The sequence below is a fragment of the Streptomyces sp. NPDC018833 genome, assembly GCF_044390825.1.
Taxonomy (GTDB): Bacteria; Actinomycetota; Actinomycetes; order Streptomycetales; family Streptomycetaceae; genus Streptomyces.
The window spans coordinates 292,574-317,332 of sequence record NZ_JBIRZM010000006.1; the positions used below are offsets into that span (position 1 = coordinate 292,574).

Below are 24,759 nucleotides of genomic sequence, written 5' to 3' on the forward strand. Positions count from 1 at the left end.
TCGGTCGCTTATCCCGCCCTCACTCCCGGGGGTGCCGTTCGGTGTGTCAGTGGCCGTTGTCCAGCCCGAACGGCCCATCGAAGCCCTGTCCGAAGCGCTGTTGACAGCCAGTCGGGAGGAGTAGCATCCGCGCCACAAGCTCTGTTCGTACGAGGCGGAGGAACCATGCAGTCGAGCGCCACGGTCCTGGTCTACAGCGACGATGCCAATACCCGCGAGCAGGTCAGGTTGGCAACGGGTCGCAGGCCGGCCGCCGACGTGCCGCCGGTGCGGTTCGTGGAGTGCGCGACGCTGCCCGCCGTGCTGAAGGCGCTCGACGAGGGCGGCATCGACGTGTGCGTGCTGGACGGCGAGACCGTTCCGGCGGGCGGCATGGGCGTGTGCCGGCAGATCAAGGACGAGATCTTCGACTGCCCGCCCGTGCTGCTGCTCATCGGCCGACCGCAGGACGCCTGGCTGGCCACCTGGAGCCGTGCGGAGGCGGCGGTGACCCTCCCGGTCGACCCGGTGGGGTTCGCCGAGGCCCTGGCCTCCTTGCTGCGCACCAGGCTCTCCCACCACGCCGCCTGAGCGGGCGGTCGCCGCGGGAGCGTCCGGCCCGAGGCGAGTGAGCCGAAGGGGCGCGGCGGTGTCGAAAGGGAGTGGGGGCACTCCCCCTACGCCCTGCGGGCGTGGTGGAACCCCCACCCAGCGGTAGCTGGGGGAGCGCGGAGGTCCCGAGGAACGTGGGGGTACCCCCGGACGAGATCTGGGGGAGGACCGAGCACGATCGTCCGTCGACGCCGTCTCAGGCGCCCCGGAGGCCAACCGGGCCCCGTATCTAAACGGCGGGCCGCAGGCGGGCGGCGATGGCGGAGGCGCCGGTCTCCTGGGGCGTGCCACCGGTCAGGGCACTGCCCTCGCGCCACTCGTCCCAGGACAGGTTCCAGTCGCCGAAGCCGTTCCCGAACGTGTCCATCATGTCGCCGTAGCTGTTGACGACCTTGACGATGTCGCCCGGCTGGACGGTCTTGAAGAACCACGCGGCGTTGTCCGTGGACATCCCGGTGCAGCCGTGGCTGACGTTCGCGGCGCCCTGTGATCCGACGGACCAGGGCGCCGCGTGGACGTACTCGCCGCTCCAGGTGACGCGGGTCGCCCAGTAGACCGGCAGGTCGTACGCCTCCGAGCTGCCCTCGGCGATCCCGATGGTGGTGCTGCGCATCCGGACGAACGGCTCCTTGCCGAGCACGACCTTGATGCCGTTGCGCGTGTCGAAGCCGGGCTTTCCGGTGGTGACCGGAATGGTGTTGATCACGTCTCCGTTGCGCATGACGACCATCGAGTGCGCGGCGGCGTCGGTGATGGCCTCCACACGGTCGCCGATGGTGAGCCTCAGGGCCTTGGACCGGCCGCCGTAGAGCTTGTTCGCGACCTTGACCCCAGCGAGGTTGCTGGTCGCGTTGACGGCCGTCCCCGCGGGCCAGTACTCCATCGGGCGGTAGTGGAGCGTTTTGTCGTCCACCCAGTACCAGGAGCCCTCCACAGCGGGCCTGGAGTCGACCTTCAGCGCGCGTTCCACGACACGCCTGGCCTTCTTGTCCTTGACGGCCATGCTGAGCTTGGCCGTGACCGGCTGGCCCACGCCGTACGTGCCTGGCTCCGGGCCGAACTCGGCGGTCAGAAAGCGCTTGGCGGGTGCGGTCTGGAACGTGACCACACGGACTCCGGGCGAGCCGTCCTCGTTCTCCGTGGAGACGCGCATCGTGTAGCGGGCGCCGGCCGCGAGGGGCGCGGTGGAGCGCCAGCGCAGGCCGTCCGCGGAGAGTTCACCGGCGAGGTAGTGCCCCGCGTCATCTATGACGGTGACATCCGTGATGCGGCCGGCCTCGCGCTTGGTGGTGACCTCGAGCGGCTTGTCGGGGTCGACCTTGCCGCGGCCGTCCTCGGCGTTGAAGCTGACCTGCCGGGCGGCGTCGTAGGGCTGGGCGGCGAGGGGGTGACCGTCGGGTTCGCCGCACGCGGTCGCGACCACGCCAAGGGCAAGGACCACCAGAGTGCAGCTGAAAACGGTTCGGAAGTGCGGCGTGTGGTTCATGAGCACACGCTATGAACGCTTGTCAGCAGCGGCGCGCTGAATGACTCCAAAAGAGGGGCCCGGATCCACCTTCTTGGAGTGAAGGGGATCCGGGCCCGACAGGTGGTGCGTCACGCGGTGTTACTGGTTCTGGCTCTCACCGCGGTAGTACTCGAACACCCAGCCGAAGATGCCGATGAGGATCAGCGGCAGCGAGAAGTACAGCAGCCACCAGCCGATCGCGACACCGAGGAAGGCGAGCGCACCGCCGATCCCCAGCGAGAGCGGCTGCCAGCTGTGCGGGGAGAAGAAGCCCACCTCGCCGGCCTCGTCGGCCACATCGGCTTCCTTGTTGTCCTGGGCCATGGCGTCCACCCGCCTGGCCGTGAAGGCCAGGTAGTAGCCGATCATGACGCTCAGGCCGAAGGCCAGGAAGAGCGCGGTGGTACCGGCCGGCTCCTTCGACCACACGCCGTACAGGACGGCCATGGCCAGGATGAAGACGCCCAGCCACAGGAACATCTTGCCCTGGATCTTCACTTGCTCTCCTCCTTGCCACCGGCCGTCACGCCGGCCGGGATGCCGCCGTGCTCGAGCTGGTCGAGAGCCGCGATCTCCGGGTGGTGCAGGTCGAACGCGGGAGATTCACTGCGGATGCGGGGCAGGGTGAGGAAGTTGTGCCGCGGCGGCGGGCAGGACGTGGCCCACTCCAGCGAACGGCCGTAGCCCCAGGGGTCGTCGACCTCGATCTTCTTGCCGTACTTCGCCGTCTTCCAGACGTTGTACATGAAGGGAAGGATCGAGAGACCGAGCAGGAACGAGGCGATCGTGGAGATCGTGTTCAGCGCGGTGAAGCCGTCGGCCGCGAGGTAGTCCGCGTAGCGGCGCGGCATGCCCTCGGCACCGAGCCAGTGCTGCACCAGGAACGTGCCGTGGAAGCCGATGAACAGCGTCCAGAACGTCATCTTGCCGAGCCGCTCGTCCAGCATCTTGCCCGTGAACTTCGGCCACCAGAAGTGGAAGCCGGCGAACATCGCGAAGACCACGGTGCCGAAGACGACGTAGTGGAAGTGCGCGACGACGAAGTACGAGTCGGACACGTGGAAGTCCATCGGCGGCGAGGCCAGGATGACGCCGGTCAGACCGCCGAAGGTGAAGGTGACCAGGAAGCCGATCGTCCAGAGCATCGGTGTCTCGAAGGACAGTGAGCCCTTCCACATCGTGCCGATCCAGTTGAAGAACTTCACACCGGTCGGTACCGCGATGAGGAACGTCATGAAGGAGAAGAACGGCAACAGCACGCCGCCTGTGACGTACATGTGGTGCGCCCACACCGTCACGGACAGACCGGCGATCGCGATGGTCGCGCCCACCAGACCGATGTAACCGAACATCGGCTTGCGGGAGAAGACCGGAATGATCTCCGAGACGATGCCGAAGAACGGCAGGGCGATGATGTACACCTCTGGATGGCCGAAGAACCAGAACAGGTGCTGCCACAGCAACGCGCCGCCGTTGGAGGCGTCGAAGATGTGCGACCCGAACTTGCGGTCCGCCTCCAGGGCGAACAGCGCGGCGGCCAGGACCGGGAAGGCCAGCAGGACCAGCACACCGGTCAGCAGCACGTTCCAGGTGAAGATCGGCATCCGGAACATCGTCATGCCAGGGGCGCGCATGCAGATGATCGTGGTGATGAAGTTGACCGAACCGAGGATCGTGCCGAAGCCGGAGAAGGCCAGACCCATGATCCACATGTCGGCGCCGACACCCGGGGAGCGGACGGCGTCCGACAGCGGGGAGTAGGCGAACCAGCCGAAGTCGGCCGCACCCTGAGGGGTGAGGAAGCCGGCGACCGCGATCAGCGAGCCGAAGAGGTACAGCCAGTACGCGAACATGTTCAGCCGCGGGAACGCCACGTCGGGCGCGCCGATCTGCAGCGGCATGATCCAGTTCGCGAATCCGGCGAACAGCGGCGTCGCGAACATCAGCAGCATGATCGTGCCGTGCATCGTGAACGCCTGGTTGAACTGCTCGTTCGACATGATCTGCGTGCCGGGACGGGCCAGTTCGGCGCGCATGAAGAGCGCCATCAGGCCACCGATGCAGAAGAAGAAGAACGAGGTGACGAGGTAGAGCGTGCCGATCGTCTTGTGGTCGGTGGTCGTCAGCCACTTCACGACGACGTTGCCGGGCTGCTTGCGCCGCACCGGCAGCTCGTTCTCGTACGAGTCTTCATCTGCCGCGGCGGCACCCTGGGGTTCGTTGAGGATGCTCACAGTTGGTTCTTCTCCGCATTCCTGGCCGGGTCCGTCTGCTCAATGCCCGACGGGATGAAGCCGGTCTGCCCCTTCTCGGCAAGCTCCTTCAGGTGCTGCTGGTAGCGCTCCGGGGAGACGACCTTGACGTTGAAGAGCATCCGGGAGTGGTCGACGCCACACAGCTCGGCGCACTTGCCCAGGAAGGTGCCCTCCCTGTTGGGGGTCACCTCGAAGACGTTGGTGTGGCCGGGGATGACGTCCTGCTTGAACAGGAAGGGGACCACCCAGAAGGAGTGGATGACGTCGCGAGAGGTCAGGATGAACCGGACCTTCTCTCCCTTGGGCAGCCACAGCGTCGGGCCCGGGTTGCCGGTCTGCGGGTTCCGGGTGCCGGGGATGCCGGCGTCGTAGACGCCCTCGGCACCCTCGGGGAAGCTCTGCTGGTACTTGTCCGGAACGGCGTCGAGCTCCTTGGGGATCTCGGCTCCGGACCGGGCGTCGCCGTCGACGTTCTCGACGTAGTTGAAGCCCCAGCTCCACTGGTAGCCGACCACGTTGATGGTGTGGGCGGGCTTTTCCGAGAGGGTGAGGAGCTTCGTCTCGTCACGCGCGGTGAAGTAGAAGAGCACCGAAACGATGATGATCGGGACCACGGTGTACAGGGCCTCGATCGGCATGTTGTACCGGGTCTGCGGAGGAATCTCCACCTTGGTGCGGCTGCGCCGGTGGAAGAAGATGCTCCACAGGATCAGGCCCCACACCAGCACGCCCGTGGCGAGCGCTGCCGCCCACGAGCCCTGCCAGAGGGAGAGGATCCGCGGGGCCTCCTCCGTCACCGGGGTGGGCATGCCAAGCCGGGGGAAGTCCTCCCAGTTGTATGAGCAACCGGAGGCGGTAGCCAGGATCAGGCCCGCAGTCAGCACCTGCGGCAGCTTCCGCCGCATCGGGCGCCGAGACATGGGGGTACCGCCCCCGCCCGTCGGGCGGTGGGGGAGGTCGGAGCCGTTGGGACTCACGTAGCGCCTTCCCGAGAGTCTCGGCCCGCGCGGCCGGCTGCGGCCGTCTCGCTGGTCGGTCGCCGGCCCTGACGCGGGCAGGGGTTTGGATGTTTATGCGGACCAAACCCTACTGGACGCTATTTGGGGTCGCGCGGGGAGGGTGCCCAACGCGCCGTCCGACACCCCGAAGGGGTGCCGGACCTTCCCGGGGACCACCTCAAACCCCCGGAATTCAACGGTCCGGGGCCCATCTGACACCCCCTCGCCTGCACGGCGTTAGCGTGATGACGTGCCCTACTTCGATGCAGCATCCTCCGCTCCCCTGCACCCGGTCGCGCGTCAGGCCCTGCAGGCCTCGCTCGACGAGGGCTGGGCCGACCCGTCCCGGCTCTACCGCGAAGGGCGGCGGGCGAGGCTTCTGCTGGACGCCGCCCGGGAGGCGGCCGCGGAGGCCGTCGGCTGCCGTCCCGACGAGATCGTGTTCACTCCTTCGGGGACCCACGCGCTGCACTCCGCGATCTCCGGCGCGCTGGCCGCCCGTCGGCGTGTCGGCCGCCGTCTCGTCGTCTCCGCCGTCGAGCACTCCGCCGTGCTGCACTCGGCGTCCTTGTGGGAGTCGTCGGGCGGGTCGGTGACGGAGGTCGGGGTGGACCGGCTCGGATCGGTGACCGCCGACGACTTCGCCGGCGCCCTCGGGCCCGGGACGGCGCTGGCGTGCCTGCAGTCCGCCAACCACGAGGTGGGCACCGAGCAGCCGGTGGACGCGGTGGCCGCCGCCTGCCGGGAGGCGGGCGTGCCGCTGCTGGTGGACGCGGCGCAGTCGCTGCCCTGGGGGCCGGTGCGGGGCGACTGGTCCCTGCTGGCCGCGAGCGCGCACAAGTGGGGCGGCCCGGCCGGTGTCGGGCTGCTCGCGGTGCGCAAGGGTGTCCGTTTCGCCCCGCAAGGTCCCGCCGATGAGCGGGAGTCGGGGCGGGCGCCGGGCTTCGAGAACATCCCGGCGATCGTGGCGGCTGCGGCGTCGCTGCGTGCGGTACGAGCGGAGGCGGCGGAGCAGGCCGCGACCCTGAGGGGCCTGGTGGACCTGATCCGCACGCGGGTGCCGGAGCTGGTGCCGGACGTCGAGGTGGTGGGCGACCCGGTGCGGCGGCTGCCCCACCTGGTGACGTTCTCGTGTCTCTATGTCGACGGCGAGACGGTGCTGCACGAGCTGGACCGGGCGGGGTACTCGGTGTCGTCCGGTTCGTCGTGCACGAGCAGCACGCTCACGCCGAGCCATGTGCTGCGGGCGATGGGGGTGCTGTCGGAGGGCAACGTCCGGGTCTCGCTGCCGCTCGGCACGTCACGGCAGGACGTCGACGGTTTCCTTCAGGTGCTGCCGCGGGTGGTGGCTCAGGTGCGGGAGCGCCTCGGCGCGCCCGCCCCGGCGCCGGTGGAACCGTCCGACAGGGACGCGTCGCTCGTCGTGGACGCTCTGGGCAGGAGGTGCCCGATCCCGGTCATCGAACTGGCGAAGGTGATCGGCGACGTACCGGTCGGTGCGACGGTGACGGTGCTCTCGGACGACGGGGCGGCCCGCCTGGACATCCCGGCCTGGTGCGTGATGCGGGGACAGGAGTACGTGGGGGAACAGGAGGCGGAGCGAGGGGTGGCGTACGTGGTGCGGCGGCTGGTGTAGGGCTCCGGCACATCGGGGCCCCGGCCGGATCCGCCGGACAGCCCCCGGGGACCCCGCCGGCCCGGCGGGGTCCCCCTGAGCGCGTCAGGCCAGGTGGGCGTGGACCTCGGATGCCGCTTCATGGCCGTACGCCTTGGTGAAGCGCTCCATGAAGTGCGCCCGCCGCAGGGTGTACTCCTGCGTGCCCAGCGTCTCGATCACCAGCGTGGCCAGCATGCAGCCCACCTGTGCCGCCCGCTCATGGCCCACGCCCCACGACAGGCCCGACAGGAAGCCCGCGCGGAACGCGTCGCCCACGCCCGTCGGGTCGACCTTGGCGTCCTCCTCCGGGCAGCCGACCTCGATCGTCTCCCCTCCCGCCGCCTCGATCCGGACGCCCCGCGAGCCGAGCGTGGTGACGCGGTGGCCGACCCTGGACAGGATCTCCCCGTCGGTCCAGCCGGTCTTGGACTCGATGAGGCCCTTCTCGTACTCGTTCGAGAACAGGTACGCGGCGCCGTCCAGCAGTATCCGGATCTCGTCGCCGTCCATGCGCGCGATCTGCTGCGAGAAGTCCGCGGCGAACGGGATGGCTCGTGAACGGCACTCCTCGGTGTGACGCAGCATCGCCTCGGGGTCGTCAGCGCCGATCAGGACGAGGTCCAGGCCGTCGACCCGGTCGGCCACGGACTTCAGCTCGATCTGGCGGGCCTCGCTCATCGCGCCGGTGTAGAAGGAGCCGATCTGGTTGTGGTCGGCGTCGGTGGTGCACACGAAGCGGGCGGTGTGCAGGACCTCGGAGATACGGACCGACGCGGTGTCCACACCGTGGCGGTCGAGCCAGGCGCGGTACTCGTCGAAGTCCGAGCCGGCCGCGCCGACGAGGATCGGCCCGGTGCCCAGCTGGCCCATGCCGAAGCAGATGTTGGCCCCGACACCGCCCCTGCGCACATCGAGATTGTCGACGAGGAAGGACAGGGAGACCGTGTGCAGCTGGTCCGCGACCAACTGGTCGGCGAAGCGGCCGGGGAAGGTCATGAGGTGGTCGGTGGCGATGGAGCCGGTGACTGCGATACGCACGGTGAGGCGCTCCTGGGGCGGGTTGGCAGTGACAGTCCACGCTACCGGGTTCCGCGCCCCCTCCACGTGCGGAAACTACCCGATAGTAGGGCTTTTTTCCGCCAGGTCCAGGTGCATACGGTGCCGCTATGACCAAGCACATCGCCGCGCGCGAGTCGCGGGAGTCCGAGATGAGTCTCGATCAGCTGCGCGGTGACTGCGCGCGCATGGCACCGCACTGGGTCGTACCGGCGGTGGCGGCGCCCGCGCCGGTGCACCACTCGCTCATCCACGGGGTCGTGGTGCCGCCCTCCTCGGCCCGGTTGCTGGACGCGATGTCCGACTACGGCGACTGAGCCGCTACGGCACCACGCGACGCGAGGGAACCATGCGCTCCCCCGCTCCGTCCCATCCGTGCCCTCCGCAGCAGGAGGCATGAGACAAGGAGCGATGCGGTGAGCAGCACGGACAAGACGCAACGTAGCCCGCTCCACCGGCGTTCCCCGCTCGTCGTCGCCTCGGTGGCGGCGGCGGTGCTGGTCGCCGGCGGAGGCGGGGCGTACGTGGCGACCAGCGGACCGGGCGGCGGCACGGACACGGCGTCCGACGCGAAGAGCGACGCCCGCGCGGGCGGGCCGGCTCCGCTGCTCTCCCTGGACGCGCCGGGGACCGCCGACGGGAGCACGGGCTCCATCGCTCCGGGCGAGCCCGATCCGAACGGGGGTGGCGGTCCGGTCTACCGCGCCGCGGGCGATATGCCCGAGGGACCCGAGCGGGCCGCCGTGTACCGGGCGGCCGGATCCGTGACGGAGGCCGAGGTGGCGCGGCTGGCGAAGGCGCTCGGTGTGACGGGTGCGCCCCGGCTGGCGGGTACGGCGTGGAAGGTCGGGGCGGACAAGGACGGCTCGGGCCCGTTGCTCCAGGTGAACAAGGACGCTCCGGGCACCTGGACCTTCGCCCGCTACGGCGCGGCGCCCCGCGGCGACGACTGCCCGAAGGGCAAGGGCTGCCCCGCCGATGGCTCGGTGGCGCCGGACGAGTCGGGGCCCGCGATCGACGAGGCGGCCGCGAAGAAGGCCGCGGCGCCGGTGCTGGCCGCGGTCGGCCAGGGCGACGCGAAGCTCGACGCCCGGCAGCTGATGGGCGCGGTACGCGTCGTGAACGCCGACCCGGTGGTGGGCGGCCTGCCCACGTACGGCTGGAGCACCGGCATCCAGGTCGGCGCGGACGGTGGTGTGGTCGGCGGGAGCGGGCAGCTGAAGAAGCCCGTGAAGTCCCACAGCTATCCGGTGATCTCCGCGGCCGAGGCGGTGGAAGCGCTGAACGAGTCCGGGCAGGGCGGCGGCCCGATCGGCATCGGTGGCTGTGCGACGCCCGTACCGCACAAGGACGGCCTGCGGGTGGGTGAGCCGCCCGCGGACGAGTCGCGGGAGGGCGAGCAGAAGCCCGCCGCGCCGTGCGAGCCGGCGGGCGACCGCCCCGCGCCGGAGCAGCTGACGATCGAGAAGGCCGTCTTCGGGCTTGCCGCGCAGTACGTGGACGGGCGGCAGGCGCTGGTGCCGTCGTGGCTGTTCCAGGTGGTGGCGAAGGGGCAGGCCGAGCCGTTCACGGTCACGCACACCGCGGTGGAGCCGGCGTATCTCACGTCGGCCGAGCCGCCGCACCAGGACGTCACGCCGACAGACCCGGGGAAGGTCCCCTCTCCGCCGGCCACCTCGTACAGCGTGGACGGCAGGACGCTGTCGGTGACCTTCTGGGGCGGGGTGTGCAGCGACTACGAGGCGAGGGCGACCGAGACCCCTGAGCAGGTGAAGGTCGAGATCGTCGAGCCGAATCCCGATCCCGATCGGGTGTGCATCGCCATGGCCAAGGAGCTGACCGAATCGGTGACGCTGGACTCGCCCCTGGACGGCCGCGAGGTCGTGGACGCGAGCACGGGCAAGGAACTGCCGCGCAAGGGGTGAGGGCGCTGAGGCCCCTGAGGCGCTGAGAGCGCTGAGACGCCGAAGGCGGCGGTCCCGGATGGGGCCGCCGCCTTTCGCCGCATCCAGACGAGAGGTCTCTAGCTGAACGAGTCGCCGCAGGCGCAGGAGCCCGTGGCGTTCGGGTTGTCGATGGTGAAGCCCTGCTTCTCGATGGTGTCGACGAAGTCGATCGACGCACCGCCCAGGTACGGCGCGCTCATGCGGTCGGTGACGACCTTGACGCCGCCGAAGTCCTTGACGACGTCGCCGTCGAGCGAGCGCTCGTCGAAGAACAGCTGGTACCGCAGGCCGGAGCAGCCGCCGGGCTGAACAGCGACACGCAGGGCCAGGTCGTCACGGCCTTCCTGGTCCAGCAGGGCCTTGACCTTGGCCGCGGCGGCGTCGGACAGGAGGATGCCGTCGCTCACGGTGGTGGTCTCGTCCGATACGGACATCTGCTTCTCTCCCGGGTAGTACGGAGACTGCTTGCCGACGGGTGCAACCGGCCGGATCCCGGATTCATTCCGGGCGAGCCCTAGTCTTTCCCTTTCATGCTCGCACACCGGCTCGACGCAAGGCACCGACCTGTGGACAGGGGGTGCGTCACATCGACGCTATGGCCATCGTCAAAGTGACGTGAAGCGGTTATGATAGATAGCGTCAAATAGACGAGAAGCCCTCTGTCAGACGAAGAAAGGGTGCGTGTCGTGACCACCGCCCCAACCCGCCCCGAGCTCGACGTCCAGCCGACGCCGCTCGCCCTCCTGCTGCTCGGCCGCGAGGCCGACCCCCGCAGCGAGCGCGGTGTCGAGTGCCCGGGCGACCTGCCATCGCCGTCCGACCCGGACCTGGTGGAGCGCGCCCGTGCGGCCAAGGAGAAGCTCGGCAGCAAGGTCTTCGTCCTGGGCCACCACTACCAGCGAGACGAGGTCATCCAGTTCGCGGACGTCACCGGCGACTCCTTCAAGCTGGCCAAGGACGCGGCCGCGCGCCCCGAGGCCGAGTACATCGTCTTCTGCGGTGTGCACTTCATGGCCGAGTCCGCGGACATCCTGACATCCGACGACCAGAAGGTCGTGCTCCCCGACCTGGCGGCCGGCTGCTCGATGGCCGACATGGCCACGGCCGAGCAGGTCGCCGAGTGCTGGGACGTGCTGACGGAGGCGGGCATCGCCGAGCAGGTCGTGCCGGTGTCGTACATGAACTCCTCGGCGGACATCAAGGCGTTCACCGGCAAGCACGGCGGCACGATCTGTACGTCGTCGAACGCGAAGCGCGCGCTGGACTGGGCCTTCGAGCAGGGCGAGAAGGTCCTCTTCCTGCCCGACCAGCACCTGGGCCGCAACACCGCCGTCCGCGACATGGGGATGTCCCTCGACGACTGCGTGCTCTACAACCCGCACAAGCCGAACGGCGGCCTGACCGCTGAGGAACTGCGCGCCGCCAAGATGATCCTTTGGCGCGGCCACTGCTCGGTGCACGGCCGGTTCTCGCTGGACTCGGTCAACGACGTGCGCGAGCGCATCCCGGGCGTCAACGTCCTGGTGCACCCGGAGTGCAAGCACGAGGTCGTCGCGGCCGCGGACTACGTGGGCTCGACGGAGTACATCATCAACACGCTTCAGGCGGCCCCGGCCGGGTCCAAGTGGGCCATCGGCACGGAGCTGAACCTGGTCCGTCGTCTGGCGAATCGTTTCGCGGACGAGGGCAAGGAGATCGTCTTCCTCGACAAGACGGTCTGCTTCTGCTCGACGATGAACCGGATCGACCTGCCCCACCTGGTGTGGGCGCTGGAGTCGCTGGCCGAGGGCAACCTGGTCAACCGCATCCAGGTCGACAAGGAGACGGAGAGCTTCGCGAAGCTGGCGCTCGAGCGGATGCTGGCGCTGCCGTAACCGGAGGCTCCCCCTACGTCCCGCGGGCGTAGGGGGCACCACCGCGCCTGCGCCGGACGCGGTCCGCACCGGCGACCACGGCCCCGCAGGGCTCACTCCACCCGTGGACGTACCAGACCGGACTCGTAGGCGGTGACCACCAGCTGGGCCCGGTCGCGGGCGCCGAGCTTGGCCATCGCCCGGTTCACGTGGGTCTTCACGGTGAGCGGGCTGACCTCCAGACGGTCGGCGATCTCGTCGTTGGAGTGCCCGCCGGCCACCAGCACCAGCACCTCGCGCTCGCGGCTCGTGAGGGCGGACAGCCGCTCGGAGCACGCGCCGGGTTCGGCCACGTGGTCCGAACCGCCGCCCTGGGCGAGGAACGTGGCGATCAGCCCCTTGGTCGCGGCCGGGGACAGCAGCGCCTCTCCGGCGGCGGCGACACGGATCGCGTTCAGGAGCTCCTCGGGCTCGGCGCCCTTCCCGAGGAAGCCGGAGGCCCCGGCGCGCAGCGACTGGACGACGTACTCGTCCACCTCGAAGGTCGTCAGCATCACCACCCGTACATGCGAGAGTTCGGGATCTTCGCTGATGAGGCGGGTCGCGGCGAGGCCGTCCGTGCCGGGCATCCGGATGTCCATCAGGACGACGTCGGCGCGGGCGGAGCGGGTCAGGGCGACGGCCTGCGCGCCGTCGGCGGCCTCCCCGACCACCTCCATGTCCGGTTCGGAGTCCACCAGGACCTTGAACGCGCTGCGCAGCAGCGCCTGGTCGTCGGCGAGCAGCACCCTGATGGTCATCGGTCCTCCCCCGCGCGGGCCGCCCGCGCATGCAGGGGCAGTATCGCCTGCACCCGGAAGCCACCTCCGTAGCGGGGGCCGGCGGTGAGGGTGCCGCCGAGCGCGGTGACCCGTTCCCGCATGCCAATGAGCCCGTGTCCGCCGCCTTCGCCGGGGCCCGGGTCGACGGCGCCGTTGTCGAGTACGGTCACCTCCAGCGTGGCGCCGACGCGCACCACGCTGACCTCGGCCTTGGCGTCCGGGCCCGCGTGCTTCTGCACATTGGTCAGCGACTCCTGGATGATCCGGTACGCGGCGAGGTCGACCGCCGCGGGCGGGCTGACGCCGTCGTCGGCGCGGGCGACTTCGACGGGCAGTCCGGCCTGGTGGAAGGTGGTGACGAGCTCGTCGAGGACGGCGAGGCCGGGGGCCGGCTGGGTGGGTGCCTCGGGGTCGCCGGACTGGCGCAGCAGGCCGACGGTGGCGCGCAGTTCGTCGAGTGCGGAGCGGCTGGCCTCGCGGACATGGGCCAGGGCTTCCTTGGCCTGGTCGGGCCGCTTGTCCATGACATGGGCGGCGACACCGGCCTGCACGTTGACCAGGGCGATGTGGTGCGCGACGACATCGTGCAGATCGCGGGCGATGCGCAGCCGCTCCTCGGCGACGCGGCGCCCGGCCTCCTCCTCGCGGGTCCGCTCGGCGCGCTCGGCCCTCTCCCGTATGGCGTCGACGAAGGCGTGGCGGCTGCGGACGGCGTCACCGGCGGCGGCCGCCATCCCGGTCCAGGCGAAGATGCCCAGGTTCTCCTGGGTGTACCAGGGTGTCGAGCCGAAGGACATCGCGGCGCCTGTCAGCACGGCCATCGTCAGCAGCCCGACGCGCCACGTCGTGGGCCGGTCGGTGGTGGAGGCGACGGTGTACAGGGCGATGACGGCGCTCATGGCGACGGGCGCCGCCGGGTCGCCGGCCACGAGCTCGACGACGGACACGAGGCCGGTGACGCCGAGCACGGCCATCGGTTCGCGCCGCCGGAAGACGAGCGCGGCCGCCGCGACGACCATCAGGACGGCGCTGCGGAGCTCGGGTGTGCGGGTGCCGAAGGTGGGGCCGTGGGGCCCGTGCGGGTCGGCGAAGGACCCGGTGACCATGCAGGCGAGCACGCCGACGGCGAGCGCGGCGTCGAATGCGAGCGGGTGGGCGCGCAGCCAGTGCCTTGTCCGCAGGAGCCGGTCGGCGAGTGAGGTCACGTCCGGCTACGTTACGGGTGTTGCCGAGGGGTAGCGGCGGGCGGTGCGGCGGGGGGCGCTGCGCGGGGCTCCTCCCCACCCCGCCCCTTCCCGAACCGGGGCTCGGCCCGGACCCCGTACCCGCCCTGGAGCGGTGTCCTCGAACTCCCCCTGGCTTCGCCGCCGGCCGGGCCCGCTGGGGACACCCACGCCGCCGGACCCGTAGGGGGAGGTTCGAGGCGCGGGGGTCGGTGGGTCCCGCTCGCCGGCAGGGCGTGGGGAGGAGGAGCCCCGGCTTGAGGGAAGCGGCTGGCAGGGGAAGACCGCCCGGGCCGCTGGGCCGCGTCAGTCCGGGGGTTCGACCGGGGTCGGGGAATCGGACGGGGCGGTGCGGGAGGACTCCTGCTCCGTGCGGGAGGGCTCCGGGCCCGTGCGGGAGGGCTCCGGACCCGTAGGGATGAGCCCGTCCTCGCCCAGCAGCTTCCGGACGTCCTCCAATGTCGCGTCCGGCGCGGGAAGGATCAGCTCGGACGGCTCCAGGGAGGCGTCGGGCAGTGGCTCGCCGAACTCCCGGACCTTTTCGAGCAGGGCGTGCAGCGTCCGGCGGAAACCGGTGCCGTCGCCGCTCTCCATCTCCGCGAGCAGCTCGTCGTCGAGCTTGTTCAGCTCAGGGAAGTGGCTGTCCGCCACCTCCAGCTGCCCCTCCCCCATGATCCGTACGATCATGACGAGTCCTTACTGCTTGTCGAACTTCGGAGTGCTCTGCTGCTGCGGCGGCGCGTCCTGACGCTCCGCACCGCCCTCGATCGCCTGCTGCTGTGACGCCGGGCCGCCGGCCAGCTCGGCCTTCATGCGCTGGAGCTCCAGCTCGACGTCCGTACCACCGGAGAGGCGGTCGAGCTCGGCCTGGATGTCGTCCTTCGCCAGGCCCGACTGGTCGTCGAGGGCCCCGGAGGCGAGCAGCTCGTCGATCGCGCCGGCCCGTGCCTGGAGCTGCGCGGTCTTGTCCTCGGCGCGCTGGATCGCGACGCCGACGTCGCTCATCTCCTCCGAGATGCCGGAGAAGGACTCCGCGATCCGGGTCTGCGCCTGGGCGGCGGTGTACGTGGCCTTGATCGTCTCCTTCTTCGTACGGAAGGCGTCGACCTTGGCCTGGAGCCGCTGCGCGGCGAGCGTGAGCTTCTCCTCCTCGCCCTGCAGGGTCTGGTGCTGGGTCTCCAGGTCGGTGACCTGCTGCTGGAGTGCGGCACGGCGGGAGAGCGCCTCGCGCGCCAGGTCCTCGCGGCCCAGCGCAAGCGCCTTGCGGCCCTGGTCCTCCAGTTTTGCGGACTGGCCCTGCAACTGGTTCAGCTGGAGCTCGAGGCGCTTGCGGGACGTCGCGACGTCCGCGACTCCGCGGCGGACCTTCTGCAACAGCTCCAGCTGCTTCTGGTACGAGTAATCGAGGGTTTCGCGCGGATCCTCGGCCCGGTCAAGGGCCTTGTTCGCCTTCGCGCGGAAGATCATCCCCATACGCTTCATGACACCGCTCATGGGCTTCGCGCGCCCCCTTCTGACGGACTCGGCTACACCACTCCAACAGAACCCACAGTACGGGCCCTGCATCCATTACCGCACTGTTCGAGCGTGGATGCGCTCATCCCCAAGGACGAGTGCGAACGGCTCCTGATCCGGCCGGAGGAGTAGAGGGCTGTCAGGGACCCGTCGCAGTGGACGTCCGCTCTGTGGTGCTTGTGTCCTTTACGGACGCACGCCGTTGCGGGATCGTTCCCCGCGAAGGTGGGGTCCATGCCTCGCACCCCGTACCCTTGGGCTTTGTGTTCCGTAGCCGTTCCAAGGACGAGAAGGCCCCCACCGAAAAGGTGACGGCGGACCTCTCCAAGCAGCCCCGCGACCCCGAGGCCCCCAAGGGCCGCCCGACACCGAAGCGCGCCGAGGCCCAGGGCCAGCGGCGCCGTGCGGCCACCCCACCGCAGGACCGCAAGGAGGCGATGAAGCGCCAGCGCGAGGCCCGCCGTGCGGACCTGGCCAAGCAGCGCGAGGCCCTCGCCAGCGGCGACGAGCGCTATCTGCCGGCCCGTGACAAGGGTCCGGTGCGGCGCTTCGTGCGCGACTTCGTCGACTCCCGCTTCTGCATCGCCGAGTTCTTCCTGCCGCTCGCGGTGGTCATCCTCGTGCTGAGCATGATCCGGGTCCCGCAGTTGCAGAACATCGCCCTGCTGCTCTGGCTCGGCGTGATCGTGATGATCGTCATCGACTCCGTCGGTCTGTCGATCCGGCTCAAGAAGCAGCTGCGCGAGCGCTTCCCCGACGAGCCGAAGCGCGGCGCGGTGGCGTACGGCCTGATGCGTACGCTGCAGATGCGCCGGCTTCGTCTGCCAAAGCCACAGGTCAAGCGCGGGGAGCGGCCCTGAGCGCCCGCTCCGCCGAGCCTTCGGGCTTCGCCGGGGCGTCCGCCGAGTGGCTCGCGGGTGCGGGCGGGCTGCGCAACACGGTCCGCCAGGAACTCGTCGCCCGCCAGCTGGAGGAGCAGATCTCCGCCCGCTATCCGGTCGGACAGCGCCTCAGGGTGCTCGACGTGGGCATGGGGCAGGGCACGCAGGCACTGCGTCTGGCGCGGGCCGGGCACACGGTCACGGGCCTGGAGTCGGACGCGGCCATGCTGAAGGCAGCGCGCGAGTCGCTGGCCGGCGAACCGGCCGGGATCCGCGAGCGCGTCCGGCTGATCGAGGGCGACGGGCGCGACACCGGTGTGCACTTCCTGCCGGGCAGCTTCGACGTGGTGCTGTGCCACGGGGTCCTGATGTACGTCGCCGAGGCGGACGCGATGCTCGCGGGCCTCGCGCGGATGCTGGCGCCGGGCGGGCTGCTGTCCCTCCTCGTGCGCAACGGGGACGCGCTGGCGATGCGGCCTGGCCTTGCCGGTGACTGGTCCGCGGCCAAGAGCGCGTTCGACACCGAGACGTACACCAACCGGCTCGGTCTCACCGTGCGGGCGGACCGGCTGGCCGCGCTGACGGAAACGCTCGAAGGGATCAATGCGCCGCTGCACGCCTGGTACGGGGTGCGTGTCTTCACGGACGGCGTCGGCAAGGACGTCGAGCTGCCCCCGGCCGAGGAGCTGCACGAGCTGCTCGCCGCGGAGGAACGGGCGGGGCGTACCGATCCGTACCGGCGGGTGGCGGCGCTGCTCCATCTGTGCGGAGTGCGGCGGGCCTGATGACCCGGCCTCGACCGGCCCCCTGATCGGCGGCGCAGGGCGGGCGACCAGGAGGAGGCAAAAGGGATACTCCGGGCATGAGCGCATCCCCGTACCGCGGTCCGTCACGCCGTTCGCCGCTGCCCGCTCTCCTTTCCGTCACGGCCGCGCTCTGCGCGGCCGTTCTCGTCGGCGGCTGCTCACCGGCCGCCCCGCCGCAGCCGTCGCCGCCGTCGACCCGGGTCACGGCGGGCGCCCTGGCGCCGAAGGCCGCGAACGAGCTGGAGGACGACTACCAGGCCGTCATCGAGAACGTGCTCCCGTCGGTCGTGCAGATCGAGGCGGACGAGCGCCTCGGCTCCGGGATCGTCTACGACGACAAGGGACACATCGTCACCAACGCGCATGTGGTTGGCCCCGCCAGGTCGTTCAGGGTGACGGTGGCGACGGGCGAGGCGCCGATGACGGCACGGCTGGTCTCCTCCTACCCGGAACAGGACCTCGCGGTCATCCGGCTGGAGTCCGTGCCCGAGGGGCTGAGGGCGGCGAAGTTCGGTGACTCGTCCACGGTCGCGGTCGGCCAGATCGTGCTGGCCATGGGCTCGCCGCTGGGTCTCTCCAGCAGCGTCACCCAGGGCATCGTCTCAGCGGTCGGCCGGACCGTGACCCAGAGCGACCCGGGCGGCGGCACCGGGGCCACGTTCGGCAACATGGTGCAGACGTCGGCCCCGATCAACCCGGGCAACAGCGGGGGCGCGCTGGTCAATCTGGACAGTGAGGTCATCGGCATTCCGACGCTCGCCGCGGTGGACCCGTCGCTGGGCGAGGGCGCGGCGCCCGGCATCGGCTTCGCGATCCCGGTGTCGATGGTCCGCAGGATCGCCGACCAGATCATCACGACGGGCCGGGTCACGGACTCGGGCCGGGCGGCGCTCGGCATCACGGGCCGTACGGTCCTCGACGACCGCTACGCCCCGTCCGGCGTGGCGGTGGTCGAGGTCACGCAGGACGGTCCCGCGGACCGGGCCGGACTGCGGGCGGGCGACATCGTCACGAAGCTGGGTAACACCGCGATCACGACGATCACGTCGCTGGCGGAGGCACTGGCGTCGCGGCAGCCCGGCGACAAGGTGACGGTGACGTACCAGCGGGACGGATCGCAGCGCACGGCTCAGGTCACGCTGGGCGAGATCTGACGGGCGGCCTGCGCCGGGGAGCGGGGCGCACGTACCGGGCCGCCCCTTTGGGCGCGGCCCGGGTGCGTCGGCCCGAGGTCTACTCGTGCAGGCTCATCGGGCCGTAGATCTTCGTCCCGTCCTCCGAGAGCACCACCTGGTCGGCCCCGCCCTCCTGGAGCTCCTTGTAGTGCTCACCGATCCAGGACTCGGCGTCGCCCTGGGTGGTGAACTCCTCCGGCTCCACCGCCGGCTGCACCTCCGTACCGTCGGACTTCTCGAACCGCCACGTCCATGCCATGTGCGCCTCCGGGTCCCTGGGGCCTCGCAGCTGATCACTTTGCTGCCCGCAGCGTAGCCGGGCGCGCACCAGCTACGGGGACGCGGGAGGATCAGGGGCGTGGAACTGACTCTGCTCGGCACCGGCGCGCCCGCCGGTCTTCCCCGTCCCGACTGCCCCTGCGCCGTCTGCGCGACCGCTCGCGGCGCGGAGGCGCGGGCGGCCACCGCCCTGCTCCTGGACGGGGCACTGCTGCTCGACCTCACGCCCGGGGCCGCGCTGGCGGCGGCGCGGGCGGGGCATTCGCTCGTCGGCGTACGCCAGGTGCTGCTGACCCATCCGCACGACGGTCCCGCGGTCGACCTGCCGGCCGGACTGCCGACTCCCGGCCGGGTGCCCGACGGCCGGGAGCTGACGCTGATCAGCGGGCACCGGGTGCGGGCCGTTCCGGTGGACCACCCCGGTACGGGGTACGAGGTGACGTCCCCGGAGGGCGAGCGGCTGCTGTATCTGCCACCGGGCGCCGGGCCCGCCGGTCTGGCCGAGGGGCTCGCCGCGTACGAGATGGTCGTCGTGGACGTCGTGCGGCGGCCGGACGCGGTGGGACGTCTACGGGCCGCGGGGGCGATCGGGTCCACGACCGATGTGGTCGCCGTCCATCTCGACCACGACGTGCCCGGCGGTCCCGAGCTGGCGCGGCGGCTGGCGGCGGCGGGGGCGCGGGCGGTGCCGGACGGGACGACGCTGATCGTCGGCGAGTACCACGCGGTCCCGGACGTGCCCCGGCGCACGCTGGTGACGGGCGGGGCCCGTTCGGGCAAGTCACTGGAGGCGGAGCGACGCCTGGAGGCGTTCCCCGACGTGCTGTACGTCGCGACCGGCGGGCACCGCCACGGGGACGTGGAGTGGGCGGCGAGGGTGGCCGCCCACCGCGAGCGGCGGCCCGGCTCCTGGCGTACGACCGAGACGTGCGACCTGGTGCCGCTGCTCGGCGAGGACGGGCCGCCGCTGCTGATCGACTGCCTGTCGCTCTGGCTGACCGACGCCATGGACCGGGCGGACGCCTGGGACGACGCCGCGTGGGGGGCGCATGGCGAGCGGACGCTGCGCACACGGGTGGCCGAACTGCTGACCGCGGTACGGGAGACGGGCCGTACGGTGGTGGCGGTCACCAACGAGGTCGGCTCGGGCGTGGTCCCGGCGACCCCGTCCGGCCGCCGCTTCCGCGACGAACTGGGCCGCCTGAACGCCGCGTTCGCGGCGGAGTGCGAGCACGTGCTGCTGGTGGTGGCGGGGCAGGCGCTGCCGCTGCGGGGGTGAGAGGCGGTTGCCCCGGCTCCACGCGGCGGGTTCGGGTGGGGTGCCCTGACGGCGGAGCTCGGGGGCACGAGGTGAGCGCACCCACCCGCGCCGGTGCACCGGTTCGCGCGGCGGGTTCCGGTGGGACGCCCTGACGGCGGAGCACGAGGTGGGCGCACCGGCTCCCGCGGGGCTCCCCCGCAGCCTCCATCGCCGGCGGAGCTCCAATTGCCTCCGCCCGCGCCCCGGTCCCGGGCGGCGCGGCGAGTTCCGGTGGGACGCCCCGGCCGCCCGAGCGCGGGGCACGAGGTGGGCGCACGCACCCGCCGCGCGGTCCCGCGGGGCCCCCGACCCCGCAGCCTCCATCGCCGGCGGGCTCGGGGTGCTTCCGCACGAGCCGGCCGGTGGGGCTCGAATCGGCCCCGCCTGCGCCCTCGGCGGTCCGGCGGCGCGGGCAAAGGGGCGGGAGGCCTCCGGCCCGTCACCGCCTGACGGTACTGTTCGGCGAATGAGCAGGCTGAATCTCGACGACTTCTCCGATCTGATCGAGCGCCCCGACAGCGGTGTCCGGCGCGCCGCCGAGGAACGGCGGGAGCGGCTGGTCGTGCCACCCGGTTCGCTGGGGCGGCTCGACGAGCTGGGTGAGTGGCTCGCGGCCGCGCAGGGCGCCGTCCCGGTCAGCGCCATCGAGCAGCCGCGGGTCGTGCTGTTCGCCGGCGACCACGGTGTCGCCGAACTCGGTGTTTCGGGACGGGAGTCCGGCACCGCGCACAAGCTCGTGCGGGCCGTGCTGGAGGGCGCGAGCCCTGTCGCAGTGCTGGCCCGTCGCTCCGGCGTGCCGGTGCGGATCGTCGACGCCGGCCTGGACTGCGATCCCGAGCTGCTGCCCGAGGACGTCGTGAGGCACCGAGTGCGGCGCGGCAGCGGCCGTATCGACATCGAGGACGCGCTGACCGTCGAGGAGGCCGAACAGGCCGTACGCCTCGGTATGGCGATCGCCGACGAGGAGGCCGACTCGGGCACCGACCTGGTCGTCCTCGGCGACCTCAGCGTCGGCGGCACCACGGCCGCCGCGACCCTGGTCGCCGCGCTGTGCGGCACGGACGCCTCCGTGGTCACCGGTCGCGGCGGGGCCGGGATCGATGACCTGGCCTGGATGCGCAAGTGCGCGGCGATCCGTGACGCGCTGCGCCGCGCACGGCCGGTGCTGGGCGACCAGCTGGAGCTGCTCGCGACGGTCGGCGGCGCGGACCTGACGGCGATGACCGGATTCCTTCTGCAGTGCGCGGTGCGCCGGATGCCGGTCGTACTCGACGGAGTCGTGGCGGCGGCGTGTGGTCTCGTGGGCCAGCGCGCGGCGTTCCGTTCGCCCGACTGGTGGCTCGCGGGCCAGCTCAGCGGTGAGCCGGCGCAGGCGAAGGCGCTGGACCGCATGGCGCTCACCCCGCTCCTCGACCATGCCGTCAGCGTGGGCGAGGGCGCCGGCGCCCTGCTCGCGCTCCCCCTGGTCCAGGCGGCCGCTGCCCTCGCGGCGGAGCTGCCCGAGCGGGCACAGGAGACCGGTGGCGTGGAACAGGCGTCGACGGACGAGAGCCTGACGGACTGACAGACGCGACCGCGCGACCGGACGGCGGCCCGACGCGCGACCGCGCGGCTGCCGGCCGGACGGCGGGGCCGCAGCGTGACCCCGCCATGACCAGCGATGCCCCATATGATCGCTTTTCATGGGGGGGGTCCGCTTGCCCGGTGAAGAGTCGCGACGCAGCACCGACCGCACGCGGCGCAGCGCGGCATTCGCCGTCTGGTACCTGCGGGTCGTGACGTTCATCAACCTCCTGAGCGCCGTATGGGTGTCCTTCGGTCAGGATCTGCGCCGCCACAACACCGACAACTACTTCACGCCCTACCTGCTCACCGCGGGCTTCGCCTCCGGTGTCTTCACCCTCTTCCTCGCCGTCACCATGCGCCGCCGCAAACGGGCGGCCTGGCTTCTCAACGTCGTGCTCTGCGGCCTGTTCCTGCTGCTCTTCGCCATCGCGATGCTCTTCCCCGAGATCCGGCGGCACGCGCAGAACTGGATCTCCCTCGTGCTCAGCGCGGCCTTCATGGCCGCCCTGCTGCACGGCCGCCGCGAGTTCTACGCCAAGGGCGACCGGTCCAACCCCGAGCTGGCCGCCGCCGCCGTCGCCGTCGGCGGTCTGCTCGTCGCCTCCCTGCTGGCCGCGGGACTGGTCACCGTGACCAACACCTCGCCCGCCGGCTCGGCCTTCCTGGAGCGCTGGCGTTACGGCGCGATGCGGCTGGTCTCCATCGCGGTCGACGACTCCCGCTTCCCCGAGATCACCACCCCTGGGTGGGTGGACGTCGTCATCAACATCATGTCCACGCTGCTGCTGCTCGGCGTGCTGTACGCGGCCTTCCGTTCGCGTCGGGCCGTCGATCCGCTCGGCGAGGACGACGAGGCGCGGCTGCGCGCCCTGCTGGCGCGGCACGGCGAGCGGGACTGTCCCCCAGCCTTCGGCCGGGGGTACCCCCATTTCGCTTCACTCGGCTACTTCGCGTTGCGCCGCGAGAAGAGCGTGGTGTGGTCGCCGACCGGCAAGGCGGCCGTGGCGTACCGCGTGGTCAGCGGCGTCTCGCTCGCCTCGGGCGATCCGATCGGCGACCCCGGGGCGTGGCCCGGCGCGATCGAGCCCTGGCTGGCGCAGGCCCGCGAAGACGGCTGGCTCCCGGCGGTGATGGGGGCGGGCGAGGAGGCGGGCACCGTGTACGCCAGGCACGGCATGGACGCGCTCGAACTGGGCGACGAGGCGGTCGTCGACACGGGCGAGTTCACGCTGGAGGGCCGGGCGATGCGCACCGTGCGCCAGGCGTACAACCGGGTGCGGCGCGCCGGGTACCAGGTGCGCATCCGCCGCCACGAGGACATCCCGGCGAAGGAGATGGGCGAGCTGGTGCGGCGCGCCGACGACTGGCGCGAGGGAGCCACCGAGCGCGGATTCTCCATGGCGCTGGGGCGGCTCGGCGATCCGGCGGACGGGCGCTGCGTGATGCTCGAATGCAGGGACGGCGGGGGCGAGCCGAAAGCCGTGCTGAGCTTTGTGCCGTGGGGGCCGCAGGGGCTGTCCCTCGATCTCATGCGTCGCGACCGCGAGGCCGAGAACGGCCTCATGGAGTTCATGGTCATCGAACTCCTCCAGCGCGCGGAAGAGATCGGTATCACTCAGGTCTCACTCAACTTCGCGATGTTCAGGTCGGTCTTCGAACGGGGCTCGAAGGTCGGTGCGGGGCCGGTGCTGAGGCTGTGGGCCTCGCTGCTCGGCTTCCTCTCCCGCTGGTGGCAGATCGAGTCGCTCTACCGGGCCAACGCCAAGTACCGACCGATCGGGGAGCCGCGTTTCATGCTCTTCGAGAAGAGCGCCGACCTGCCGCGCGTCTGCGTCGCAGCCGCCCGCGCCGAGGGTTTCCTCCAGCCCCCCGGACTGCCCCGGTGGCTGCATCGCCGGCACCTGGAGAGCGGCCGGTGAGCCGGACGTCCCTGTCCTCGTTCGCCCGCCGTGAGTGGGGCGCGCTGCATGCGGCAGTGCGCGCCGAGCTGACCGGGAAACGGTGGCGGGCGGTCTGTCTGACGCTGGTCTCCGTGGCGCTCACCGCCTTCTTCTACGTGCTCCAGCACCGGCCCCGGGGCCTGCGGCTGGTTCATGAGTTCGGCTTCGTCAGGGCCGAGGATCCGCTGTGGCTGGCCCTGTTGCGTACACCGCTGTCGTTGTTCGTACCGGCGCTGGACCTGCCCGTGTGGGGTGCGCTGGCGCAGATCCTTCTGGTGTTCGGCATCGCGGAGCTCACGTTGGGGCGCCGGCGCACGCTGTTGATCGCGTATGCGTCGACACTGGCCGGGACGACGTACGCCCGGATCGGTGTCGCGATGGGTCCCGACGGGGCGTTCGGGCTGCCCGCCTCGGACGCGCGGATCGTGGACACGGGCCCGTCGGCGGCGGTGGTGGGGCTCGCCGTGTTCGTCTGCTACCGCTACCGGGCGCGGGTCACGGCGGGCCTGGTGCTGCTGGCGATGATCGTCGAGGTGATCGTCAAACCGAACCTCGCGGGCAAGGAGCACCTGGCGGCGATCGGCGCGGTGCTGGTGGTGTGCGGGGCGGACGCGCTGCTGCGGCGGCGCCGTCAGTGTCTGCGGGTCGGCAGCCGGTCGGGCGCGCCGCCGATCAGGTCCTGAAACCGTCGGCGCAGTCCGCCCCAGCGCCGGTCGTGGCGGGTGGCGCGCAGCATGGACTTGGCGCGGGCGCGGGGCCGGCGGCGATAGACGCGGCGAGCCCACGGTGAGCCGGGCCGGGCGAGCCGTACCGCACCGACAACGGCGACGAAGGGGACTAGGAGGCCGATCATTGCCATCCGCAGCTTGCCCTTGAAGAGGGTGACGATGACCAGGAGGAAGTTGCCGACCAGGGTGAGGATCAGCGAGACACGGTTCTGCCGTTCGTCGGGCGTGAGTTCGTTGACCCCGAGGGGCGACGAGCCGGCGAGCACGAGGAGGGCGAGGGCCGCAGCGAGCACGACGACCTCGACGCTCTGGCGGCCCTGTTCGGTCCAGTAGACGTCGTCGAGGTGGAGGATCAGCGCGAACTCGTCGAGCACGAGCCCCACGCCTGCCCCGAACATGACGGCGCCGACGCAGGAGGTGACGCTGCGCCGGTCGCCGCCGAGGGACACGAACCCGCCGACCACGGCGAGGATGACGCCGGGCACGACGTGATGGATGTGCATGCCGCCCGGAGCCACGTTCCTGAAGGGCCCGCGGCCCGCGCGGATCATCCGGGTCACCGTGCGCGTGACGAGGAACGTGATGACGAACGAGGCCAGCGCGAGCAGCATCGGGAGCTTTCCCGGCTCGACGAAGTTGTTGTAGAACCAGTGACCCATGCC

At 71.2% G+C, this 24,759-nt stretch carries 23 protein-coding genes and 1 pseudogene; 12 read left to right on the plus strand and 12 right to left on the minus strand.

Annotation, left to right across the window (positions count from 1 at the left end; translation table 11 throughout):
- The first annotated feature begins 165 nt into the window (after window positions 1-165).
- Window positions 166-570 carry a hypothetical protein gene (locus tag ACH5AF_RS15480; RefSeq protein WP_398902157.1) on the plus strand — a complete coding sequence of 135 codons (405 nt, stop codon included), beginning with the start codon at window positions 166-168 and terminating at the stop codon, window positions 568-570.
- A 250-nt stretch (window positions 571-820) separates the two neighbouring features.
- Here ACH5AF_RS15480 and ACH5AF_RS15485 read toward each other — a convergent pair whose 3' ends face one another.
- The 4 genes from ACH5AF_RS15485 to coxB form a co-directional block, all read right to left on the minus strand.
- Window positions 821-2,077 (minus strand): Ig-like domain-containing protein, encoded by a 1,257-nt coding sequence (locus ACH5AF_RS15485; protein ID WP_398902158.1) that lies wholly within the window; start codon window positions 2,075-2,077, stop codon window positions 821-823.
- Between the two features lie 120 nt (window positions 2,078-2,197).
- Window positions 2,198-2,596: a cytochrome c oxidase subunit 4 gene (locus tag ACH5AF_RS15490; protein ID WP_398902159.1), complete on the minus strand. Its 399-nt coding sequence runs from the start codon at window positions 2,594-2,596 to the stop codon at window positions 2,198-2,200.
- Complete coding sequence (ctaD, locus tag ACH5AF_RS15495) at window positions 2,593-4,332, minus strand: cytochrome c oxidase subunit I (protein ID WP_398902160.1); 1,740 nt, start codon at window positions 4,330-4,332, stop codon at window positions 2,593-2,595. The genes ACH5AF_RS15490 and ctaD overlap by 4 nt, the downstream gene beginning before the upstream one ends.
- The gene (coxB, locus tag ACH5AF_RS15500; protein ID WP_398902161.1) at window positions 4,329-5,330 is read right to left on the minus strand and encodes a cytochrome c oxidase subunit II; all 1,002 of its coding nucleotides are present in this window, start codon (window positions 5,328-5,330) and stop codon (window positions 4,329-4,331) included. The genes ctaD and coxB overlap by 4 nt, the downstream gene beginning before the upstream one ends.
- 271 nt (window positions 5,331-5,601) lie before the next feature.
- On the opposite strand from coxB, the gene ACH5AF_RS15505 reads away from it, so the two are divergent.
- Window positions 5,602-6,987 carry a cysteine desulfurase/sulfurtransferase TusA family protein gene (locus tag ACH5AF_RS15505; protein WP_398902162.1) on the plus strand — a complete coding sequence of 462 codons (1,386 nt, stop codon included), beginning with the start codon at window positions 5,602-5,604 and terminating at the stop codon, window positions 6,985-6,987.
- Between the two features lie 84 nt (window positions 6,988-7,071).
- Here ACH5AF_RS15505 and ACH5AF_RS15510 read toward each other — a convergent pair whose 3' ends face one another.
- Window positions 7,072-8,046 carry a carbohydrate kinase family protein gene (locus tag ACH5AF_RS15510; protein WP_398902163.1) on the minus strand — a complete coding sequence of 325 codons (975 nt, stop codon included), beginning with the start codon at window positions 8,044-8,046 and terminating at the stop codon, window positions 7,072-7,074.
- 128 nt (window positions 8,047-8,174) lie between these two features.
- On the opposite strand from ACH5AF_RS15510, the gene ACH5AF_RS15515 reads away from it, so the two are divergent.
- Both ACH5AF_RS15515 and ACH5AF_RS15520 read left to right on the plus strand, forming a co-directional pair.
- Window positions 8,175-8,381: a hypothetical protein gene (locus ACH5AF_RS15515; RefSeq protein WP_398902164.1), complete on the plus strand. Its 207-nt coding sequence runs from the start codon at window positions 8,175-8,177 to the stop codon at window positions 8,379-8,381.
- 99 nt (window positions 8,382-8,480) lie between these two features.
- Complete coding sequence (locus tag ACH5AF_RS15520; protein ID WP_398902165.1) at window positions 8,481-9,989, plus strand: hypothetical protein; 1,509 nt, start codon at window positions 8,481-8,483, stop codon at window positions 9,987-9,989.
- A gap of 98 nt (window positions 9,990-10,087) precedes the next feature.
- Here the strand turns inward: ACH5AF_RS15520 and ACH5AF_RS15525 are convergent, their stop codons facing one another.
- The gene (locus ACH5AF_RS15525; RefSeq protein ID WP_030745999.1) at window positions 10,088-10,444 is read right to left on the minus strand and encodes an iron-sulfur cluster assembly accessory protein; all 357 of its coding nucleotides are present in this window, start codon (window positions 10,442-10,444) and stop codon (window positions 10,088-10,090) included.
- Window positions 10,445-10,687: 243 nt separating this feature from the next.
- Between ACH5AF_RS15525 and nadA the strand changes: the two genes are divergently transcribed.
- Window positions 10,688-11,884, plus strand: coding sequence for a quinolinate synthase NadA (gene nadA, locus ACH5AF_RS15530; RefSeq protein ID WP_398902166.1), 1,197 nt, complete (start codon window positions 10,688-10,690; stop codon window positions 11,882-11,884).
- A 92-nt stretch (window positions 11,885-11,976) separates the two neighbouring features.
- Here nadA and ACH5AF_RS15535 read toward each other — a convergent pair whose 3' ends face one another.
- From ACH5AF_RS15535 to ACH5AF_RS15550, 4 genes and pseudogenes are all read right to left on the minus strand, one after another.
- Window positions 11,977-12,663 carry a response regulator gene (locus ACH5AF_RS15535; protein ID WP_398902167.1) on the minus strand — a complete coding sequence of 229 codons (687 nt, stop codon included), beginning with the start codon at window positions 12,661-12,663 and terminating at the stop codon, window positions 11,977-11,979.
- Window positions 12,660-13,889: a sensor histidine kinase gene (locus ACH5AF_RS15540; RefSeq protein ID WP_398902168.1), complete on the minus strand. Its 1,230-nt coding sequence runs from the start codon at window positions 13,887-13,889 to the stop codon at window positions 12,660-12,662. Before ACH5AF_RS15540 ends, ACH5AF_RS15535 begins: the two co-directional genes overlap by 4 nt.
- Window positions 13,890-14,321: 432 nt before the next feature.
- Window positions 14,322-14,594 (minus strand): annotated as a pseudogene (locus tag ACH5AF_RS15545) (hypothetical protein); the annotation flags it as partial.
- 9 nt (window positions 14,595-14,603) lie between these two features.
- Entirely contained in the window at window positions 14,604-15,401 is a 798-nt protein-coding gene (locus tag ACH5AF_RS15550) for a PspA/IM30 family protein (RefSeq protein ID WP_398902169.1), read from the minus strand.
- A gap of 284 nt (window positions 15,402-15,685) precedes the next feature.
- Here ACH5AF_RS15550 and ACH5AF_RS15555 point away from each other — a divergent pair, with 284 nt between their 5' ends.
- The 3 genes from ACH5AF_RS15555 to ACH5AF_RS15565 all read left to right on the plus strand — a co-directional run bounded on the left by ACH5AF_RS15555 (window position 15,686) and on the right by ACH5AF_RS15565 (window position 18,263).
- Window positions 15,686-16,282, plus strand: a complete 597-nt coding sequence (locus ACH5AF_RS15555) for a DUF3043 domain-containing protein (protein WP_398902170.1) — start codon at window positions 15,686-15,688, stop codon at window positions 16,280-16,282.
- 68 nt (window positions 16,283-16,350) lie between these two features.
- Window positions 16,351-17,088 (plus strand): class I SAM-dependent methyltransferase, encoded by a 738-nt coding sequence (locus ACH5AF_RS15560; RefSeq protein WP_398902287.1) that lies wholly within the window; start codon window positions 16,351-16,353, stop codon window positions 17,086-17,088.
- A gap of 77 nt (window positions 17,089-17,165) precedes the next feature.
- A complete protein-coding gene (locus ACH5AF_RS15565) occupies window positions 17,166-18,263 on the plus strand; it encodes a S1C family serine protease (protein ID WP_398902171.1) in 1,098 nt (365 codons plus the stop codon).
- A gap of 79 nt (window positions 18,264-18,342) precedes the next feature.
- Here ACH5AF_RS15565 and ACH5AF_RS15570 read toward each other — a convergent pair whose 3' ends face one another.
- Entirely contained in the window at window positions 18,343-18,543 is a 201-nt protein-coding gene (locus tag ACH5AF_RS15570; protein WP_398902172.1) for a hypothetical protein, read from the minus strand.
- A gap of 99 nt (window positions 18,544-18,642) precedes the next feature.
- Here ACH5AF_RS15570 and ACH5AF_RS15575 point away from each other — a divergent pair, with 99 nt between their 5' ends.
- The 4 genes from ACH5AF_RS15575 (at window position 18,643) to ACH5AF_RS15590 (ending at window position 24,052) form a co-directional block, all read left to right on the plus strand.
- Window positions 18,643-19,842 carry a bifunctional adenosylcobinamide kinase/adenosylcobinamide-phosphate guanylyltransferase gene (locus ACH5AF_RS15575; RefSeq protein WP_398902173.1) on the plus strand — a complete coding sequence of 400 codons (1,200 nt, stop codon included), beginning with the start codon at window positions 18,643-18,645 and terminating at the stop codon, window positions 19,840-19,842.
- Between the two features lie 496 nt (window positions 19,843-20,338).
- Complete coding sequence (gene cobT / locus ACH5AF_RS15580; protein ID WP_398902288.1) at window positions 20,339-21,427, plus strand: nicotinate-nucleotide--dimethylbenzimidazole phosphoribosyltransferase; 1,089 nt, start codon at window positions 20,339-20,341, stop codon at window positions 21,425-21,427.
- A gap of 118 nt (window positions 21,428-21,545) precedes the next feature.
- Entirely contained in the window at window positions 21,546-23,348 is a 1,803-nt protein-coding gene (locus ACH5AF_RS15585) for a phosphatidylglycerol lysyltransferase domain-containing protein (RefSeq protein WP_398902174.1), read from the plus strand.
- Window positions 23,345-24,052 carry a hypothetical protein gene (locus tag ACH5AF_RS15590; protein ID WP_398902175.1) on the plus strand — a complete coding sequence of 236 codons (708 nt, stop codon included), beginning with the start codon at window positions 23,345-23,347 and terminating at the stop codon, window positions 24,050-24,052. The genes ACH5AF_RS15585 and ACH5AF_RS15590 overlap by 4 nt, the downstream gene beginning before the upstream one ends.
- On the opposite strand, the gene ACH5AF_RS15595 is transcribed toward ACH5AF_RS15590, so the two are convergent.
- The gene (locus tag ACH5AF_RS15595; RefSeq protein WP_398902176.1) at window positions 24,001-24,756 is read right to left on the minus strand and encodes a hypothetical protein; all 756 of its coding nucleotides are present in this window, start codon (window positions 24,754-24,756) and stop codon (window positions 24,001-24,003) included. The two genes, ACH5AF_RS15590 and ACH5AF_RS15595, sit on opposite strands and share 52 nt — an antisense overlap.
- Between the last annotated feature and the right edge of the window lie 3 nt (window positions 24,757-24,759).

What these genes read in the sequence shown, in the direction of transcription:
- ACH5AF_RS15480 (WP_398902157.1), top strand. Translation starts at nt 166, where the DNA reads ATGCAGTCGAGCGCCACGGTCCTGGTCTACAGCGACGATGCCAATACC.
- ACH5AF_RS15485 (WP_398902158.1), bottom strand. Translation starts at nt 2,077, where the DNA reads ATGAACCACACGCCGCACTTCCGAACCGTTTTCAGCTGCACTCTGGTG.
- ACH5AF_RS15515 (WP_398902164.1), top strand. Translation starts at nt 8,175, where the DNA reads ATGACCAAGCACATCGCCGCGCGCGAGTCGCGGGAGTCCGAGATGAGT.
- ACH5AF_RS15525 (WP_030745999.1), bottom strand. Translation starts at nt 10,444, where the DNA reads ATGTCCGTATCGGACGAGACCACCACCGTGAGCGACGGCATCCTCCTG.
- ACH5AF_RS15535 (WP_398902167.1), bottom strand. Translation starts at nt 12,663, where the DNA reads ATGACCATCAGGGTGCTGCTCGCCGACGACCAGGCGCTGCTGCGCAGC.
- ACH5AF_RS15550 (WP_398902169.1), bottom strand. Translation starts at nt 15,401, where the DNA reads ATGAGCGGTGTCATGAAGCGTATGGGGATGATCTTCCGCGCGAAGGCG.
- ACH5AF_RS15565 (WP_398902171.1), top strand. Translation starts at nt 17,166, where the DNA reads ATGAGCGCATCCCCGTACCGCGGTCCGTCACGCCGTTCGCCGCTGCCC.
- ACH5AF_RS15570 (WP_398902172.1), bottom strand. Translation starts at nt 18,543, where the DNA reads ATGGCATGGACGTGGCGGTTCGAGAAGTCCGACGGTACGGAGGTGCAG.
- ACH5AF_RS15585 (WP_398902174.1), top strand. Translation starts at nt 21,546, where the DNA reads ATGGGGGGGGTCCGCTTGCCCGGTGAAGAGTCGCGACGCAGCACCGAC.
- ACH5AF_RS15595 (WP_398902176.1), bottom strand. Translation starts at nt 24,756, where the DNA reads ATGGGTCACTGGTTCTACAACAACTTCGTCGAGCCGGGAAAGCTCCCG.